Annotated in this window: 15 protein-coding genes; all 15 read left to right on the forward strand. The window is 32.0% G+C overall.

Features of this window, described 5'->3' with window-relative positions:
- Positions 1-394: 394 nt before the first annotated feature.
- The 15 genes from dxr (at position 395) to ACWJKE_RS02185 (ending at position 18,480) form a co-directional block, all read left to right on the forward strand.
- Positions 395-1,555, forward strand: a complete 1,161-nt coding sequence (dxr, locus tag ACWJKE_RS02115; protein WP_462959125.1) for a 1-deoxy-D-xylulose-5-phosphate reductoisomerase — start codon at positions 395-397, stop codon at positions 1,553-1,555.
- Between the two features lie 14 nt (positions 1,556-1,569).
- Entirely contained in the window at positions 1,570-2,607 is a 1,038-nt protein-coding gene (gene rseP, locus ACWJKE_RS02120) for an RIP metalloprotease RseP (RefSeq protein ID WP_216303088.1), read from the forward strand.
- A gap of 12 nt (positions 2,608-2,619) precedes the next feature.
- A complete protein-coding gene (gene ispG, locus ACWJKE_RS02125) occupies positions 2,620-3,669 on the forward strand; it encodes a flavodoxin-dependent (E)-4-hydroxy-3-methylbut-2-enyl-diphosphate synthase (protein ID WP_216303087.1) in 1,050 nt (349 codons plus the stop codon).
- A 203-nt stretch (positions 3,670-3,872) separates the two neighbouring features.
- A complete protein-coding gene (locus tag ACWJKE_RS02130; RefSeq protein ID WP_216303086.1) occupies positions 3,873-8,195 on the forward strand; it encodes a PolC-type DNA polymerase III in 4,323 nt (1,440 codons plus the stop codon).
- A gap of 203 nt (positions 8,196-8,398) precedes the next feature.
- Positions 8,399-8,857, forward strand: a complete 459-nt coding sequence (gene rimP, locus ACWJKE_RS02135; RefSeq protein WP_216303085.1) for a ribosome maturation factor RimP — start codon at positions 8,399-8,401, stop codon at positions 8,855-8,857.
- Between the two features lie 13 nt (positions 8,858-8,870).
- Positions 8,871-9,992, forward strand: a complete 1,122-nt coding sequence (nusA, locus tag ACWJKE_RS02140) for a transcription termination factor NusA (RefSeq protein WP_462959126.1) — start codon at positions 8,871-8,873, stop codon at positions 9,990-9,992.
- An 11-nt stretch (positions 9,993-10,003) separates the two neighbouring features.
- The gene (gene rnpM / locus ACWJKE_RS02145; RefSeq protein WP_216303083.1) at positions 10,004-10,291 is read left to right on the forward strand and encodes an RNase P modulator RnpM; all 288 of its coding nucleotides are present in this window, start codon (positions 10,004-10,006) and stop codon (positions 10,289-10,291) included.
- Positions 10,278-10,592 carry a ribosomal L7Ae/L30e/S12e/Gadd45 family protein gene (locus ACWJKE_RS02150; RefSeq protein ID WP_187351404.1) on the forward strand — a complete coding sequence of 105 codons (315 nt, stop codon included), beginning with the start codon at positions 10,278-10,280 and terminating at the stop codon, positions 10,590-10,592. The genes rnpM and ACWJKE_RS02150 overlap by 14 nt, the downstream gene beginning before the upstream one ends.
- A 23-nt stretch (positions 10,593-10,615) precedes the next feature.
- Complete coding sequence (gene infB, locus ACWJKE_RS02155; protein ID WP_216303082.1) at positions 10,616-12,691, forward strand: translation initiation factor IF-2; 2,076 nt, start codon at positions 10,616-10,618, stop codon at positions 12,689-12,691.
- Between the two features lie 21 nt (positions 12,692-12,712).
- Positions 12,713-13,120, forward strand: coding sequence for a 30S ribosome-binding factor RbfA (gene rbfA / locus ACWJKE_RS02160; RefSeq protein WP_216303080.1), 408 nt, complete (start codon positions 12,713-12,715; stop codon positions 13,118-13,120).
- A complete protein-coding gene (locus tag ACWJKE_RS02165; RefSeq protein ID WP_462953136.1) occupies positions 13,110-14,072 on the forward strand; it encodes a DHH family phosphoesterase in 963 nt (320 codons plus the stop codon). Before rbfA ends, ACWJKE_RS02165 begins: the two co-directional genes overlap by 11 nt.
- On the forward strand, positions 14,069-14,938 hold the full coding sequence (gene truB / locus ACWJKE_RS02170) for a tRNA pseudouridine(55) synthase TruB (protein ID WP_220285891.1): 870 nt from the start codon (positions 14,069-14,071) through the stop codon (positions 14,936-14,938). The genes ACWJKE_RS02165 and truB overlap by 4 nt, the downstream gene beginning before the upstream one ends.
- Before the next feature lie 12 nt (positions 14,939-14,950).
- The gene (locus ACWJKE_RS02175; protein WP_462953759.1) at positions 14,951-15,874 is read left to right on the forward strand and encodes a bifunctional riboflavin kinase/FAD synthetase; all 924 of its coding nucleotides are present in this window, start codon (positions 14,951-14,953) and stop codon (positions 15,872-15,874) included.
- Between the two features lie 131 nt (positions 15,875-16,005).
- Positions 16,006-16,269, forward strand: a complete 264-nt coding sequence (rpsO, locus tag ACWJKE_RS02180; RefSeq protein ID WP_165412182.1) for a 30S ribosomal protein S15 — start codon at positions 16,006-16,008, stop codon at positions 16,267-16,269.
- 93 nt (positions 16,270-16,362) lie between these two features.
- Positions 16,363-18,480 (forward strand): polyribonucleotide nucleotidyltransferase, encoded by a 2,118-nt coding sequence (locus ACWJKE_RS02185; protein ID WP_216303077.1) that lies wholly within the window; start codon positions 16,363-16,365, stop codon positions 18,478-18,480.
- Positions 18,481-18,553: the final 73 nt, after the last annotated feature.

Below are 18,553 nucleotides of genomic sequence, written 5' to 3' on the forward strand. Positions count from 1 at the left end.
CCGCAGGAGATGATCTAATATACTTTAGTGATTAATAAAATCATATATTGAACAGAATGCAGATAAACAATTAGTTGTAAATTAGCATTACTGGCAATATATGATTTTATTATTACGTAAAATTTTAAAATAATAATTGGGTTATATTTTATATTAATATCTGCGTTGATTAATGAATATAATCAAAAGGAGCACTATATAATATATGTGAAATAATTACCCATATATTTGTAAATATTACTAGTTACTTTATTTTAGAACATAAATATGTTATATTATATGCTGTAGAAGAATTGCTTACTAAAAAAAACAGGTAAATTTATAAGTGTGAAATTAAAGGAAAAAACAAGATTTTGAAGTATAAATAACAGAATTACGTGAATGGAGAGAGTACATGAAGAAGATTACTATTTTAGGAGTTACTGGGTCGATAGGAACTCAAACTTTAGATGTTATTCGAAATGATATTGAAAATCTCACTATTGTGGGAATTTCTGCTAACACCAATTATGAGAAGATTATACCCATCATAGAAGAATTTAAGCCTAAATATGTTACCATGATGGACGAGGCGGCTTCATTAAAACTTAAAAAACATTGCATGCTAAAAAAATATTCAACAAAAATATTGCAGGGACTGGAGGGACTAAATTATATAAGTACACTACCTGAAGTTAATATTGTAGTAACCGCAGTTGTGGGTATGATAGGCTTAGTTCCCACTATGAAAGCAATTAATGCTGGTAAGGATATTGCTTTAGCTAATAAAGAGACACTAGTTGCAGCAGGTGGACTAGTAATGGATGCTGCTAAAAAAAATCATGTAAATATTTTACCGGTTGATTCAGAACATGGTGCTATTTTTCAATGTCTACAGGGTAATAAGTCGGAATCTGTTAACAAAATAATAATAACCGCATCAGGTGGTCCGTTTAGAGGCAAAAATAAGCAACAATTAATAGAAATAAAACCGGAAGAGGCGCTTAAACATCCTAAATGGGAAATGGGTAGAAAAATATCTATTGACTCCTCAACACTTATGAATAAAGGCCTAGAGGTTATAGAGGCACACTGGTTATTTGGGGTAGATTACGAAAATATACAAGTGGTAGTTCATCCTCAAAGTATAATACATTCTATGGTAGAATACATGGATGCAAGTGTAATAGCACAAATGAGTTCTGCTGACATGAGACTTCCTATTCAATATGCTATAAACTATCCTGAAAGAAATAATGCTGTTATCGATAAATTGGACTTTTATAATATGGGTAATTTAACTTTTGAAAAACCGGATATGGATACGTTCAAATGTCTTAAATTAGCCTATAAAGCAGGTAAAATGGGCGGAAATATGCCTGCTATTATGAATGCTGCTAATGAAGTAGCCGTTGAATTATTTTTGGATTATAAAATTAAGTATCTTATAATAGAAGATATTATAGAAAAATGCATGAATAAATTTGAGCATAATATTAATCCAGATTTAGAAGAAATTTTAGAAATTGACTTAAAGGTAAGAGAATATGTAAGAAATAATTATGATAAAGAGTAGGGAGGAAAATTATTATGAGTAATATTATAGCAAACATACCATACTTTATTATGGCTATGTTAGCATTTAGTCTTCTGATTATAATACATGAATTAGGTCATTTTATTCTATGTAAGCTAAATGGAGTAAAAGTAAGTGAATTTTCTTTAGGGATGGGACCTAAAATCTTTGGAATTAAAGGAAAAGAAACGGAGTATTTGATTAAGGCATTTCCTATTGGAGGATATGTTAAAATGGAAGGGGAAGATGGAGAAAGTAATGATCCGAGATCTTTCACAAATAAAACCCCGGGTCAAAAACTAAGCATAGTTTCTGCTGGAGCAATTATGAATTTAATATTGGCAGTAGTTTTATTTGCTATGGTAGGTGCGTCTAAAGGATACATATTACCAATAATTGGGGAGTTGGTACCTAATAGTCCAGCCATGAAAGCTGGGATACAAGTTGGAGATGAAATTACTAAGATTAATAAGACTAAAATAGATAGATGGGATCAAGTTCAAAATGAGATTTTTGTTTCTAAAGGTGAAAGTATGGATATTGAAATAGTAAGAAATTCAAAAGTAGAAAAAATCACCCTTAAACCCATTAAGAACGTGAAAGAAAAATTATTTTTTGTAGGAGTCTCTCCTTCTATGGTTGAGAAAAAAATGAACCCTGGCAAAGCTGTGATTTATGGATTTGATCAAATTGGTAATACTGTAAAACAAATTTTTGAATTTTTCGGTAACGTATTCCACGGGAAGGTTTCAGCAAATGATGTCGGAGGACCAATAAGCATAATAAGATTTTCTGGAAAAGCGGCACAAGCTGGAATTACAACCTTAATGTATTTTACTGCATTAATGAGTGTGCAATTAGGAATATTCAATATAATACCTTTCCCAGCACTAGATGGAGGATGGATTTTTATGTTGTTATTTGAAATAATATCAGGTAAAAAATTAGATGATAATAAAGTTGCAACTATAAATTACATTGGATTTATGTTTTTAATGGCATTTATGGTGTTAGTAGTTATTAAGGATATAGTTAGTCCGCTAAAATTCTAGGAGATGAAGACTATGAGGGAGCGCAAAACGAAGAAGATTAGAGTTGGAAATGTGTATATAGGTGGAGATTCGAAGATAGCAGTACAGTCGATGACCAATACAGACACAAGGGATGTAGAAGCTACAGTAAATCAAATTCTTCAGCTAGAAAAGGTAGGGTGTGACATTGTAAGATGCGCGGTCCCAGATATGCAAGCGGCTGAGGCTGTTAAGAACATAGTGAAAAGAATTCACATACCACTTGTGGCAGATATTCATTTTGACTATAGGCTAGCTTTAAAATCTATTGAGAACGGGATATCCAAATTAAGAATTAATCCAGGTAATATTGGAAGCCGCGATAAAATAAAATTAGTCGCAGAAGCAGCTAAAGAGAATGGCATTCCCATTAGAATTGGTGTGAATTCAGGATCACTAGAAAAAGATATTCTTGAAAAGTATGGTCATGTATGCGCGCAGGCACTAGTTGAAAGTGCGTTAAGACATGTTAAGATACTTGAAAGTTTTAATTTTTATGACATAGTTATTTCTATAAAATCGTCAGATGTGGTCATGATGATTGAAAGTTACAAATTATTATCAGGTAAAGTAGATTATCCGCTACACCTCGGTGTTACTGAGGCTGGAACTACATGGAGAGGGACAATAAAATCAAGTATAGGTATTGGGGCGCTTTTAGCTGAGGGGATTGGAGATACTATAAGGGTGTCACTAACGGGGGATGTAGTAGACGAGGTTAAAGTCGGCATAGAAATCCTGAAATCCTTAGGGTATATAGATGATGGAATTAAATTTGTATCATGCCCAACATGTGGTAGAACTCAAATTAATCTTATTAAAATTGCAAATGAAGTAGAAAAAAGATTAGAATGTTGCAATAAGAACATAAAGATTGCAATAATGGGATGTATCGTTAATGGCCCCGGTGAAGCAAGAGAAGCTGATATTGGCATAGCCGGAGGTAACGGAGTTGGTCTCATATTTAAAAAAGGTGAAATAATTAAAACCGTTAAAGAAGAAGATTTAGTGGAAGAACTTATTCGCGAGATAGATAAATTATAGGCACATTCAAAGTTATTTTAACGACATTTCAGAAGGAAAGTCTCCTACTTCTATAAGTAGGAGTTACTTACCCTAACAAATAGAAAACTTAAGTTGGAGTATAAATTTCCTTGTGAAGTCGTTAATGCATCTTCTACGAAGATGTTGCAGCGACCCAGGAGATGATTTCATGTGCCTAAAATGTCTTATCAGGAGGAATATTAATGAATGTAAATTTAGCTGAAATGCTGAAAAATGATTTTAACTTAAATGAAGAAACATTAGCAGCTGATATTAAGGTATTGAGAGTTCAATACCTTAAAAAAAGCAATAAATTAAGGGTGTTAATCAAATCTTTAGAGGATATAGATGATAATAAAAAGCTACTAATCAAAAATATTATTTCAAAACGAGTAGGTAGTTTTGGGGATATACAGTTAATTTGCTACAAAGATGTGTCAAATGCCACTATAGAAGATATAAAAGATAAGTTTTGGGTAGATGTTGTAAATGTAATAGCTACCTCACAGCCGTCAAGTAAGGATAGTTTACTTAAATCTTCTAGAATAATTGAAAACGGCACTCTAAAAATCCAGTGTGGAAATGATTTTATGTGCAAAATTTTAAGAGATAAGAACATAGAAATTCTTATAAAAGATACTATAAACGATATGTTTGGAGTTAGTTCATTAGTGAAATTGGAACATAACAGTAAACTTTCTAAAGAAGATTATTTTGGTAAAAAGGAAAAAGAAAATGAAGTTATTATAAAAGAAATTATTAAAAATATTAATATAGAAAAGAAGGACAAACCTCAAAGTAATAATCAAAATAATGATAAAACAAATAAATTTAGCAAACCGGGCTACAGAAAAGATGAAGCAGCGGATGCAAACACTATAATGGGAAGAAATATAAAAAGTGAGACCATAGCGATAGGAGAGATAGATGAAGCTTCAGGAATAGTCTGTGTCTGTGGAGATATCTTTAAAATTAAAATAATTGAAACAAAAACGGGTAGAATAATCATTACATTCTATATTACAGATTATTCAAGTTCAATTACAGTGAAATGTTTTCCAAAGCCTAAAGATGTAGAAAAGATAATGGACGAAATTAAAGTGGGACTTTTCTGTAAGGTGCGAGGAGAAGCAAGTTATGATACCTACGCAAAAGAAGTTGTTGTAATGGCTAGGGATATAATTAAACTTAAGAAAATAGAAAGAATGGATACTGCGCAGGAGAAAAGAGTTGAACTTCATTTGCATACACAAATGAGTGCAATGGATGGGATAAGCCCTGCGGCTAAACTTGTAGAAAGAGCGGCTAAATGGGGGCACTGCGCAGTAGCGATAACTGACCATGGCGTGGTACAAGCTTTTCCAGAAGCTATGGATGCAGCTAAAAAGAATAAAATAAAGGTTATATATGGTGTAGAGGGCTATTTAGTAGACGATGGAGTACCAATTGTTATTAATAGTAAAAATGAAAATATAGATGATTGTTTTGTAGTTTTTGATTTAGAAACAACAGGGCTTTCTAGTGAAAATGATAGAATTACTGAAATTGGTGCAGTTAAAGTTGAAAATGGGAAAATAGTAGATAGATTTAATGAATTTGTAAATCCGGGGATAGACATACCTTATAAAATTACTGAACTAACTGGAATTACAAATGATATGGTTGCAGGCTCTGCTTCTATTGAAGAAGTGCTTCCTAATTTTTTGCAGTTTGCACGTGGTAGCGTAGTGGTAGCCCATAATGCTGACTTCGATACATCTTTTATCAAAAAAAATTCAGAGAGGTTGAATTTGAAGTTTGGAAATGCAATTATGGATACAATTCCTTTAGCTAAATATTTACTTCCAGACCTTAAAACATTTAAGCTGAATGTAGTAGCTAAGCATTTGGGCATCACCCTGGAGAACCATCATAGAGCTGTAGATGATGCTAAAGCCACAGCGCAAATATTATTACATTGTTTTGGTTTACTTAAAGAAAATAACATTTTTGACTTAGATACTTTAAACAAAGAGTTTTTAGGTGACTTTAATATAAAAAAGGCAAATACTTATCATGTGATTATTTTGGCAAAAAATCAAGTAGGTCTTAAAAATCTTTACAAGCTTATTTCAGCTTCCAATTTAGAACATTTTCATAGAAGACCTAGGCTTCCTAAAACCTTAATTGAGAAGTATAGAGATGGTCTTATAGTAGGATCAGCCTGCGAAGCCGGGCAAGTGTATAAGGAAGTTCTACATGGGAAATCGGAAGAAGATATTAGGAAGATTGTGAAGTTCTATGATTATTTAGAAATACAACCTCTTCTAAATAATAAATTCATGATTAAAAATGGCACAGTAAAAGATGAAAGTGAATTAATGGATATTAATAGAAAAATATGTGATATAGGAGAAAAAAATAATTTGCCTGTAGTTGCTACAGGTGATGTACATTTTTTAGAAGCTTCTGATGAAGTTTTCAGAAAAATTTTAATGGCTGGCAAAGGTTTTTCAGATGCAGATGATCAACCGCCACTATATTTTAAAACTACTAATGAAATGTTAAAAGAATTTTCATATCTAGGTGAAAAAAAATGCAGAGAAGTTGTAATTGGTAATCCTAATAAAATTGCTGAAATGGTAGAAGTTATAAAACCAATACCTGATGGAACTTATACCCCTAAAATAGAAGGTGCAGAAGAGGACATCCGCAAGATGACATCAGATAAAGTTCATTCAATATATGGAGATTCCTTACCAGAGGTAGTTGAAAAAAGATTGGAGAAGGAATTAAACTCTATTATAAATAATGGATATGCTGTACTTTACTTAATAGCTGAAAAATTAGTAGCAAAATCACTTGCTGACGGTTATTTAGTAGGGTCGAGAGGCTCAGTTGGATCTTCTTTTGCAGCTAATATGTCTAATATAACAGAAGTAAATGGGCTTCCGCCTCATTATGTATGTCCTGATTGTAAAAAGAGCGAATTCTTTTTAGATGGATCTATTGGTTCGGGTGCTGATTTACCTGATAAAGAGTGCCCAAATTGTGGTGCACTATATAAAAAAGATGGTCATGATATTCCATTTGAAACTTTTTTAGGGTTTGAAGGAGACAAAGAGCCAGATATAGATTTAAATTTCTCAGGTGAAAATCAAGCAGATATACATAGGTATACAGAGGTGTTGTTTGGAAAGGGGCATACCTTTAAGGCTGGAACAATTGGAACAATTGCTGACAAAACTGCTTATGGTTATGTGAAAAAATATTTAGGTGAAAAAAACGTTATGGTCCCCCAAGCTGAAATAGAACGACTTGTGCTAGGGTGTACTGGCGTTAAGAGAACCTCAGGGCAACATCCAGGTGGAATAATGGTTGTCCCAAGTGACAATGATATATATAATTTTTGCCCAGTGCAACACCCTGCTGATGATCCGAATTCAGATATTATTACAACACATTTTGATTATCATTCCATAAGTGGAAGGCTATTAAAACTGGATATTCTTGGACATGATGATCCTACAATGCTTAAAATGCTTCAAGATTTAACTGGACTCGACCCTATAACTATTCCACTATCAGATCCGAGTGTAATAAGTTTATTTACATCTCCTGCGGCACTGGGGCTCACCATTAAAGAGTTGGGCTGTGAAGTAGGAAGTTACGGTGTTCCAGAATTTGGTACGAAATTTGTTAGACAAATGCTTTTAGATACACAGCCTAAATCTTTTTCAGACTTGGTTAGAATTTCTGGACTCTCTCATGGTACTGACGTATGGATTAATAATGCACAATATTATATTAAAGAAGGATTTACTACACTTAAAGATTGTATTTCTACAAGAGATGATATAATGGTTTATCTAATGCAGAAAAATCTTGAACCTAAGACTGCTTTTACTATCATGGAGAAGGTACGAAAAGGTAAAGGGCTTACGGAAGACGATGAGAAAGTAATGAGAGAGCATGACGTGCCAGATTGGTATATAGGGTCATGTAAAAAGATAAAGTACATGTTTCCTAAAGGACATGCAGTTGCATATGTAATGATGGCGGTAAGAATAGCATATTATAAGGTTTATTACCCAAAGGAATACTATGCTACTTTCTTTACTATAAGAGCAGATGACTTTGATGCTAATTTGATTGTAAAAGGTGAGAGTGCTATAAGTGCTAAAATGGATGAACTAACAGCTCTAGGTAAGGACATAGGTATGAAAGAAAAAGGACTTCTTACAGCGCTGGAGTTATCTTTTGAAATGTATAAAAGAGGGATAAAATTATTAAATGTAGATCTTTATAAGTCTGAGGCAGTTAAATTTACAATTGAAGATGACGCGATAAGGCCTCCACTAAGCGGGCTTGAAGGTGTAGGTGAAAATGCCGCTAAAAGCATAGTTTTGGAAAGACCTGAAGGGGAGTTTATATCTAAAGAAGATTTGAGAATTCGCTGCAAGGTTTCCAAAACAGTTATTGAGTCCTTAGATAATCATGGGTGTTTAAAAGAACTACCTGATACAAATCAGTTGTCGTTTTTTTAGCTAAATGCAATTAACCCTTGAAATAGCAAATTTTATATGATAGAATAATATATATTAGTTACCGTTGGTAATTTTATTTCAAGAGAGTAGGCTCGTCCTACTCTCTATTTATTGAAACGCAACTCATGGTTGCGTTTTAATTATAATATTACGATTAATTATGTAATAATTGTAGAAAATTTTTATAAAAGGAGGGTGTTAAAATGAAAAATGCCTTGTTGCAAAAACTTAGAAAAATAATTCAACCAATAGCAGAAAAAAATAATTGCGAATTATATTATTTGGAGTATGTAAAAGAATCAGGAGAAAATTTCTTGAGGATTTATATAGATAGTTCTAATGGGATATCGTTAGAAGATTGTGAAAAAACAAGTAGAGCTGTAAGTGAAATATTAGATGTAGAAGATCTAATAACTGATAGTTACTGTTTAGAAGTCTCCTCTCCAGGAATTGAGAGAATTTTATATGATGACAATCATCTGAAAAAATATATAGGCCAAAACGTATTAATTAATTTAAATAGTCTATATGAGGGAACAAAAAAAATTGAAGGCAATTTATTAGGATTTTCGGATGTGCAAATAGAAATTGAATATGATGGGAATAATATATCTATTCCGAAAGAAAAGATTTCCATTGTGAGTTTGAAACCGGTGCTGTAAGGAGGAAGTTAAAATGAATCAGGAATTTATTGAAGCATTGAGAGAAATTGTAGAACAAAAGGGAATCAGTGAAGATTTACTTTTTGAAACTATTGAGGATGCATTAGTTGCAGCATATAAGAAGAATTTTGCTACTCTATCTAATAGTAACCAAAGTGTAAAAGTGTCAATGAATAGAGAAACAGGTGAAATACATATTTATGGTCAAAAAACAGTTGTAGAAGAAGTATTTGAGGATGCCAATGAAATATCACTAGAAGGAGCTAAAGAATATAGCCCTAAATATCAAATTGATGATACTGTTGATATTGAAGTTACTCCAAGAAAATTTGGAAGAATAGCTGCACAAGCTGCAAAACAAGTGGTTATTCAAAGAATTAAAGAGGCTGAAAGAAATATAATTTACAATGAATTTATAACCAAAGAATTTGATATTATTACAGGAAGTGTTATAAGAAAAGATAGAGGAAATGTATTTATAGATTTAGGTAAAATTGAAGCTGTGCTTGGAGCTAATGAACAAATGCCTGGCGAGGAATATAATTTTAATGAAAAGTTGAAACTATATATTGTTGAAGTTAAAAATACTACTAAAGGTGCTCAAGTAGGAGTATCAAGAACGCATCCAGGTCTTGTAAAACGATTATTTGAATTAGAGGTGCCAGAAGTTTTTGGTGGAGTGGTTGAAATAAAAAGTATTTCAAGAGAAGCAGGATCAAGAACTAAGATTGCGGTATATTCAAACGATGAGAATGTTGATGCTATGGGAGCTTGTGTTGGGCCAAAAGGTATCAGAGTTCAAAACATAGTTAATGAATTAAGAAATGAAAAAATTGATATTATTAAATGGAGTAAGAAATCTGAAGAGTACATTTCAAATGCGCTAAGCCCTGCAAAAGTATTGAATGTAGTAGTTGAAGAAGTTTCTAAATCTGCAAAAGTTATAGTGGAAGATAATCAATTATCATTAGCTATTGGAAAAGAAGGTCAAAATGTTAGATTGGCAGCGAGATTAACAGGTTGGAAAATTGACATAAAAAGTAGAACACAAGCCCAATATAACATGGAAGATATTGAAGATATTCAAGTTATTGAAAATGAAAATAAAGTAATTGAAACCATTACTGAAGAGTAGGTGATAGCTTTATGAAAGTGAAAAAAATACCTCAGCGCATGTGCACAGGTTGTATGGAAATGAAATGCAAAAAAGAATTATTACGCATAGTTCATAGCAAAGAAGGCGAAATTTCTATAGACTTAACAGGAAAAAAACCAGGTAGAGGCGCATATGTTTGTAAGAATATGGAATGCTTTGAAAAATCTTTTAAAACAAAAAGATTAGAGCGAAACTTAGGTGGAAAAATAAGTGAAGAAATTTATGGTAAACTAAGGGATAAGATAAATTACGAGGATGAGGTAAATCATGAACAATAAATTTTTTCAATTTTTGGGTTTAACTAAAAAGGCAGGCAAACTTATTGAAGGGTACAATCAATGTGAAGATGCACTATCACACGGGAGAGGGACCCTCATAATTTTGTCAGAGGAGAGCGCTACCAATACTAAAGATAAATTTAGAAGATTAGCTATCAAAAGGGTTATACCTCTTATAGAAGGAATATCCAATGAGACTTTAGGCAAGTGCTTAGGTAGAGCAGAAATCAATGTTTTGTGCGTAAATGACAAAAAAATGAGTAATAAGCTATTAAGCTTATGGAATGAAAATGATGAATAAATTAAATTTCGGGGGTGAATGATTTGGCAAAAGTCAGAATATATGAATTAGCAAAAGAGTTAGAAGTGTCAAGTAAAGAATTAATTAATGTACTATTAGAAGAGTTTAGTATAAAGGCCAAAAATCATATGAGTGTGATTGAGGAAGAAGATGCTGAGTTAATAAAGGAACTTTATAGTGATGAAAATTCAGGACTTAAGGATAATAAAAATGAAACAGTGGAACACTATGAAAACTTAGCTAATGAAGATGCTAATAAAGTTGTTATTAGAAAAAGAGGTAGAAAAGGTAGAGATGAATTAGGAAGCGGAAACAATGCCGTTGAAGCAATAGATGATGAAGTTGTAGTAATCAAAAGTACTATTACAGTTAAAGACTTAGCTGATACGTTAAAGAGACCTTATGTAGAAGTAATAAAACAACTTATTTTTATAGGTGTTATGGCTGGGATGAATCAAGAAATTGATTTCGCTACAGCTGAAAAAGTAATAGAAAAATATGGTGCACTTGCTGTACTAAAAGATGAAGAAGAAGGAAAAATTGCTGATGAAGAAGACTTCGGAAATGTTGAAGTTGAAATAGATACAGACAAAAAACCAGCAGTTGTTACAGTTATGGGTCATGTTGATCACGGCAAGACATCGCTACTTGACTGTATTAGGAAAGCTAAAGTTACAGAAACAGAAGCGGGCGGAATAACACAACATATAGGTGCATATACTGTCGATATTAATGGTGAAAAAATTACATTTTTAGATACACCTGGTCACGAAGCTTTCACAGCAATGAGAGCAAGAGGTGCCCAAATAACAGATATAGTTATACTTGTTGTAGCTGCAGATGATGGTATTATGCCACAAACTGAAGAAGCTATAAATCACTGTAAAGCGGCTAAGGTACCAATGATAGTAGCTATAAACAAGATAGATAGGCCAGGAGCTAATGTTGATAAAGTTAAGCAAGAATTAACAGAACATGGACTTGTAGCAGAAGATTGGGGCGGAGACACAATTTGTGTTCCAGTATCAGCTCATACTAAAGAGGGTATAGATACTTTGCTTGAAATGGTAGTGATTACAGCAGAAATGTTAGAGCTAAAAGCAAACCCTAGTAGACTTGCAAAAGGAACTGTAGTAGAAGCTAAACTTGACAAAGGTCGCGGACCACTTGCTACTTTACTCGTGCAAAATGGTACACTAAAAGCTGGAGATTCTATAATTGTTGGTTCAACTTATGGAAGAATAAGAGCAATGTTTGATGATAAGGGTAACAAAATAAAGACAGCAGGACCTTCTATACCAGTAGAAATACTTGGATTATCTGAAGTTCCAGCAGCTGGAGATAGATTTAATGTAGTTAAAGATGAGAAAACTGCAAGAAATATGGCAGAAACTAGAAAAACAAATTTAAGAGAAGAACATTTTGAATCTAGTAATAGAGTTTCCATGGAAAACCTATATAGCCAAATACAAGAAGGATCTGTTAAAGAACTTGGTGTAATTGTTAAAGCTGATGTTCAAGGATCTGTAGAAGCTGTAAGACAATCTCTCGAAAAATTATCTACTGATAATGTTAAAGTAAGGGTTATCCATTCTGGAGTTGGCGCTATTACAGAAACAGATGTTGTACTTGCAGCAGCTTCAAACGCAATAATTATAGGGTTTAATGTAAGACCAGATAATAATGCTTCTTTAATTGGTGAGAAAGAAAATGTAGAAATTAAAACCTATAGAATAATTTATGACGCTCTTGATGATATAAAAGATGCAATGGTTGGAATGCTCGATCCTGTATATAAAGAAGTTGTCTTAGGTAGAGTTGAAATAAGACAAATATATAAAGTTTCAAGTGTAGGAACAATAGCAGGGTCTTATGTATTGAACGGTAAAATCACGAGAAACAGTAGCGTACGAGTACTTAGAAATGGAATAGTAATTACTGAATCAACTTTAGCTTCCTTAAAAAGATTTAAAGATGATGCAAAAGAGGTCGCTGCTGGATTTGAATGTGGATTAAGTGTAGAAAAATTCAATGATATTAAAGAAGGCGACATTATTGAAGCATTCATAATGGAAGAAGTAAAACCAAAATTAATATAAGTATAAGGAGTAGTGAATTGTATGGTTAGTTATAGAAATGGTAGAATAAATGAAGAAATTAAAAAAGATGTAAGCAATACAATTCAAAACAAAATAAAGGATCCAAGATTAAGTGCTATGGTAAGTGTAACAAAAGTAGACACAACAAAAGACCTAAGCTATACAAAAATTTATGTTAGTATATTTGGTGACAAAAATGCTAAGAAAGAAACACTTCAAGCACTTAAAAGTTCAACTAGTCTCATTAGAAAAGAAATAGGGAGTCATGTTAAGTTAAGACATGTTCCTCAGGTTATTATAGAGGTAGATGAAACTATAGAACGTGCAATACATTTAGAAGGCATTTTTAATCAAATAAAAGAAAAAACTAAGAATGATGAAGATATAAATGAGGAAGATGGCAACGAAAAAGATAACAATGAAGATTAATGATATTGTTACCAGAATTAAGTTATTCAAAAAAATTGCTATAACTTTTCATACTTCACCAGATGGTGATTCAATTGGTAGCGCATTAGCGCTGCTTATTGGTCTTAGAAAATTAAACAAGGAAGTATATATAATTTCAAAAGAAGTTATTCCGCAAACTTTTTTATTTTTGCCTTGCTCTGATGAAATTAATGGTGAAACAAGTCAGCCGTTAAAGGATACGGAATGTGTAATAGTGTTAGATTGTGGTGATTTTAAAAGAATTAATGCTAATTTATGTATGCAAAACAAAAAGTTTGAATTAATAAATATAGATCATCATTTATCTAATGATTTATATGGAGATTTAAATTTTGTCGATACAAAATCTTCTGCAGTGGGAGAAATTGCATACGAAGTTCTTAGACTTCTCCATGTAGAATTAGACAAAGGAATAGCTACATGTTTGTATACTTCCTTACTTACAGATACAGGCTGCTTTAGACATTCGAATACCACAGCAGTAACTCATGGTATCGCTGGTGAACTTATAAATACAGGTATAGATTTCAGTAACATCCATAGAAAAATTTTTGAAAATAAGAAATTTGAAAAGATAAAATTTTATGGAGAAATTATTAGTGATATGACAGTAGAACTCAATGGTAAAGTCTGTATTATGCATATATCTAAAAATGTACTTGGAAAATTCAATTTGGCGTCCTCGGATACATCAGATGTTATTACTTTTGGTGATTCAATAGATACCGTTGAAGTTACTATTCTTATAAAAGAAGCTGAGAATGGTGTTAAAGTAAGTTTAAGATCTAAGTCTTTAGTAGATGTTAGTAAAATTGCAGAAGGTTTTAGTGGTGGAGGTCATATTAGAGCTTCAGGTTTTTATGCAGAAGCAAATTTTGATGATATTAAAGTTAAATTAATAGAAATTTTAGAAAAAGAGTTGATGAAATGAACGGTATATTAAATGTATTTAAACCTACCGGAATTACTTCTTTTGATGTAGTACGTAAAATAAGAAAAATCAGCAATGTAAAAAAAGTAGGCCACGCTGGCACTCTAGATCCTGAGGCTAGCGGGGTTTTACCTGTTTGTATAGGAAAAGCAACGAAGGCTATTGACTATATAATGGGTGACTTTAAAATTTATGAAGCTGAATTAAAGTTGGGAGTTATTACAGATACATATGATAGAGAAGGTAAGATTCTTAGTGAAAGTGAAGTTAATGCAACCGAACAAGAAATTATTCGCGCTATTAATTCATTTATAGGTGAAATAAAACAAATTCCTCCTATGTACTCAGCTCTAAAGGTTAATGGGAAAAAACTTTATGAATTGGCAAGGTCTGGAATAGAAATAGAGAGAGAAGCAAGGACTTTAGTAATTTATGATATAGATATTATTGATATTAAAACACCTTACGTAAAGTTTAGGGTTAAATGCTCTAAGGGTACATATATTAGAAGTCTATGTTATGATATTGGGCAATTATTAAAATGCGGTGGTATGATGTGGAATTTACAAAGAATTGCTACAGGGCCATTTCATATTGAAGATGCTATAAATATTGAAGATTTAAACGAGGAAAACATAAACAAACATGTTATGCCTATAGAAAAGATTTTTCAAAACAATAGTAAAATTACCATAGAAGATAGATTTGTTAAATTCTTATTAAATGGTGTTGTAGTAAAAGATAGAGCACTAACTCGCAAATTTGAAGTTGATATAATATATAATATATATAATAAAGATAATGACTTTGTTGGAATTGCACATAGAAGTAATGATAGTGTTAAGCTAATAAAATCATTTATATAGGAGTATATTAAAATGTTAGTTATAAAAGATAATTTTAAAACAAAACTTAAAGAACCAACGTACATTGCTTTAGGAAGTTTTGACGGCATCCATTTAGGGCATATGTCTCTTGTAAATAGAACAGTAGTATTAGCAAAAGAAAATAATGCTAAAAGTATGATTTGTACCTTTAAAAATCATCCATTGTCTGTTATTAACAAGGAAATTTGTCCAAAGTTGATAATGGATAATGACACCAAAATAAATTTGTTAAAAAACACTGGTATTGATATTGTTAACTTAGTTAATTTTAATAAAGATTTTATGAAGATAACTCCGGAAGAGTTCATAAAAAATATGGTGAAGTTTTATAATGCAAAGGGAATAGTTGTTGGTTTTAATTATAGATTTGGATATAAAAATTTAGGTGATGTAGAAATGCTTAAAACATATAGTACTATTTTAGGATATAAACTATATGTTTGTGAAGCCGTTAGTATTAACCATGAAATTGTAAGTAGTTCAAAAATACGCCATCTAATAGCGGAGGGTAATATCACTAAAGCAGATGAGCTTTTAGGACGACCACACACTATTAGTGGGAAAGTAATTAAGGGAAAACAATTTGGGAGAACTATTGGGTTTCCAACTGTAAATTTAAATTACAATAAAGAGTATATCATTCCTAAGGGAGGGGTGTACTATACTTTAGCGGAGTATGATAATAACTTTTACAGAGCTATAACCAACATAGGTTACAATCCTACTGTAGAAGGTGGCAAGCTATCAGTAGAAACGCATATTTTGAACTTTGATAAAAAAATTTATAATGAAATAGTTAAAATTTATTTTATAAACAGAATAAGAGATGAAGTTAAATTTAATTCTATTGATGAATTAAAAAAGCAACTTTTAAAGGATAAGGAATATGCAATAAATCAAAAAATAGAAAAATAAGTGCTAAGATGTAAAAATTAATTTACAATTTAATCTTAGTTTGTTATAATTGATTTGAACCTTATGCTAAGTTCACCGAATCACCAACGGTGTACTTGGAATATGGGGATTATATTCGGAGGTGTTGTAAAATGCAAAAAGCTAAAAAACAAGAAGTAATGTTAAAACATGCAAGACATGAAGGAGATACAGGTTCTCCAGAAGTGCAAATCGCACTACTTACTGAAAGAATTCAAGAGTTAAATGAACATTTGAAAATCCATAAAAAAGATCACCATTCAAGAAGAGGTCTATTAATGATGGTTGGACAAAGAAAAGGTATGATCGGTTACTTAAAGAACCAAGATATCGAAAGATATCGTGCAATTCTTGCAGAACTCGGACTAAGAAAATAATTCAGAGCGGCTTAGCCGCTCTATTATTTTAGATTAGGGGAAATATATACAATTAGCTAATAATATTAGTGCAAATTGAAGGGAGGCAAATATATGATTCATATTATAGAAACTACTGTAGCAGGCAGAAATCTTAAAGTTGAATATGGTAAAGTTGGAATGCTATCAAACTGTGCAATAGTCATGAGTTATGGAGAAACAGTAGTTTTAATTAATGCAAATGCATCAGAAAAACCAAGGGATGGTATTGATTTCTTCCCACTAAGTGTAGAATATGAAGAAAGACTTTATGCTGTTGGTAAAATTCCAGGGGGATTCATAAAGAGGGAAGCAAGACCATCAGAAAGAGCAATTTTAACAGCAAGAGGTATTGATAGGCCATTAAGACCATTATTCCCTAAAGGCTATAAAAATGATGTCCAAATTGTTTGTACAGTAATGTCAGTTGAACAAGATAATTCACCTGAGATACTTGCTATGAACGGAGCGTCACTGGCATTATGTTTATCAAGTATACCTTATACGGATGCTGTTGCAACTGTTTCAGTGGGTTTAATTGATGGTAAATTTATATTGAGTCCTACTGTAGAAGAGCGAAGTGCTAGTTCTATGAAACTTACAGTTTGTGCAACAAAAGATAATGTAACAATGATAGAAGCAAATGGAGACGAAATACCTGAAGATGTAATGATAGATGCAATTGACTTTGCTTTTGAAGCATGTAAAAAAATTGTAGCTTTCCAAGAAGAAGCTGTAGCTAAGTTTGGAAAGAAAAAAGTTATACCTTTATTAAATAAAATAGATGAAACTCTCGAAAGTGAAGTAAGAGAATTTTCAGTTGATATGACAAAAACAGCAATGTACATAATGGATAAAGATGAGAGAAACAAAAAAGTGGACGAAATTAAAGAAAAAATAAGTGTTGAATTTAATGAAAAATACGCAGATAAAAAATCAGATATCGGTGAAGTTTTCTATAATATTCAAAAAGAAATAGTTAGAAATATGATGTTAAATGAAAATAGAAGACCAGATGGAAGAGCTTTTGATGAAGTTAGACAAATAAGTTGTGAAGTAGGAATACTTCCAAGAACTCATGGTACTGGTTTATTTACAAGAGGACTTACTCAAGTAATGGGAGTTGCAACACTCGGAGCATTAAAAGAAGCCCAGATACTAGATGGAATAAGTACTGAAGATACTAAAAGATATATGCATCATTACAATTTTCCAGCCTATAGCGTAGGAGAAACTAAGCCAATGCGTGGACCTGGAAGACGTGAAATTGGTCATGGAGCACTAGCAGAAAAAGCAGTAGAACCACTTTTACCATCTATAGAAGAATTCCCATATGCTATTCGTGTAGTGTCAGAAGTATTAAGTTCTAATGGTTCAACATCTCAAGCTAGTGTAAGTGCAAGTATTTTAGCACTATTAGATGCAGGGGTTCCTATTAAAAGACCTGCTGCGGGTATCGCAATGGGGCTAATTACAAACGCTGACTTATCTAAAGAAAAAGTATTAACGGATATTCAAGGCATAGAAGATTTCTTTGGAGATATGGACTTTAAAGTAGCTGGAACTGTTAAAGGTATTACAGCTATACAAGTTGATACAAAGCTTCATGGATTATCTAATTATTGCATTAAAACTGCAATTATAGATGCCAAAAAAGCTAGACTTCATATAATAGAAAAAATGAACGAATGTATACCGCAACCAAGAAGTGAAATGTCACTTTATGCTCCTAGAATGTATGTGCTAAATGTAGCACCAGACAAGATTAGGGACGTAATAGGTAAAGGCGGAGCAACTATAAAGAAAATTATAGCAGAAACCGGCGTTAAAATAGATACTAATGACGATGGACAAATTGTAATTATGTCGAGCGACAGCGTTAGTGCCAATAAAGCAGTAAAAATTATCGAAGAACTAACTAAATCTGTTAAAGTAGGAGAAATATATTTAGGAAAAGTAACAAAAATTGCTGCTTTTGGAGCTTTTGTTGAAATACTTCCTAATAAAGAAGGCCTAGTGCATATTTCTAAACTTGATTTTACAAGAGTAAATAAAGTAGAAGATATAGTTTCAGTTGGTGATGAAATATTAGTAAAAGTAATGGAAATAGATAATCAAGGAAGAGTAAATCTTTCGAGAAGAGATGCTATGAAAGATAGCGAAAATGAAAATGAAAACAAAGATAAAGAATAATAATAGAAGGGCTTAGATGCCTTTTTATTTTTTTTAATAATATTGCCTTAATATGCACATAGTAAATATAAAT

The organism is Clostridium sp. CM036 (genome assembly GCF_055081135.1).

What these genes read in the sequence shown, in the direction of transcription:
- dxr (WP_462959125.1), top strand. Translation starts at nt 395, where the DNA reads ATGAAGAAGATTACTATTTTAGGAGTTACTGGGTCGATAGGAACTCAA.
- rseP (WP_216303088.1), top strand. Translation starts at nt 1,570, where the DNA reads ATGAGTAATATTATAGCAAACATACCATACTTTATTATGGCTATGTTA.
- ispG (WP_216303087.1), top strand. Translation starts at nt 2,620, where the DNA reads ATGAGGGAGCGCAAAACGAAGAAGATTAGAGTTGGAAATGTGTATATA.
- ACWJKE_RS02130 (WP_216303086.1), top strand. Translation starts at nt 3,873, where the DNA reads ATGAATGTAAATTTAGCTGAAATGCTGAAAAATGATTTTAACTTAAAT.
- rimP (WP_216303085.1), top strand. Translation starts at nt 8,399, where the DNA reads ATGAAAAATGCCTTGTTGCAAAAACTTAGAAAAATAATTCAACCAATA.
- nusA (WP_462959126.1), top strand. Translation starts at nt 8,871, where the DNA reads ATGAATCAGGAATTTATTGAAGCATTGAGAGAAATTGTAGAACAAAAG.
- rnpM (WP_216303083.1), top strand. Translation starts at nt 10,004, where the DNA reads ATGAAAGTGAAAAAAATACCTCAGCGCATGTGCACAGGTTGTATGGAA.
- rbfA (WP_216303080.1), top strand. Translation starts at nt 12,713, where the DNA reads ATGGTTAGTTATAGAAATGGTAGAATAAATGAAGAAATTAAAAAAGAT.
- ACWJKE_RS02165 (WP_462953136.1), top strand. Translation starts at nt 13,110, where the DNA reads ATGAAGATTAATGATATTGTTACCAGAATTAAGTTATTCAAAAAAATT.
- truB (WP_220285891.1), top strand. Translation starts at nt 14,069, where the DNA reads ATGAACGGTATATTAAATGTATTTAAACCTACCGGAATTACTTCTTTT.
- ACWJKE_RS02175 (WP_462953759.1), top strand. Translation starts at nt 14,951, where the DNA reads ATGTTAGTTATAAAAGATAATTTTAAAACAAAACTTAAAGAACCAACG.
- rpsO (WP_165412182.1), top strand. Translation starts at nt 16,006, where the DNA reads ATGCAAAAAGCTAAAAAACAAGAAGTAATGTTAAAACATGCAAGACAT.
- ACWJKE_RS02185 (WP_216303077.1), top strand. Translation starts at nt 16,363, where the DNA reads ATGATTCATATTATAGAAACTACTGTAGCAGGCAGAAATCTTAAAGTT.